The sequence below is a fragment of the Streptomyces doebereineriae genome (assembly GCF_031845645.1).
Lineage (GTDB): Bacteria > Actinomycetota > Actinomycetes > Streptomycetales > Streptomycetaceae > Streptomyces > Streptomyces canus.
Window position 1 is genome coordinate 1 of the sequence record NZ_JAVREZ010000251.1, and the last position, 462, is coordinate 462.

Here is a 462-nt window from a genome sequence, read left to right on the forward strand (position 1 = left end):
CAGCACGTCGAGTCGGGGCCGTACGGCGGGCTTCGGGAGCTTCAGCACGACCGCGATCACGGCGAACGTGACCAGCCCGAACGGCACGTTGATGAAGAAGCACCAGCGCCAGGAGGCGTGGTCGGTGAAGAAGCCGCCGAGCAGCGGTCCGGCCACGGAGGCGAGGCCGAAGACCGCGCCGATGAGGCCCATGTAGCGGCCGCGCTCCCGGGGCGGCACGATGTCCGCGATGATCGCCTGGACGCCGATCATGAGTCCGCCGCCGCCGATGCCCTGGAGGGCGCGGAAGGCGATCAGCTCGTCCATGGTCCGCGACCAGCCCGCCAGCGCGGAGCCGATGACGAAGACGACGATCGCGAACTGGAAGACGCCCTTGCGGCCGAAGAGGTCGCCGAGCTTTCCGTAGAGCGGCAGGACGATGGTGGAGGCGAGGAGGTAGGCGGTGACCGCCCAGGACATCTT

Annotated in this window: 1 protein-coding gene; it reads right to left on the reverse strand. The window is 69.3% G+C overall.

What is annotated here, in order from left to right:
* Window positions 1-462: MFS transporter (locus RNB18_RS51720; RefSeq protein WP_311721022.1), on the reverse strand; the 462-nt coding region annotated here is incomplete at both ends.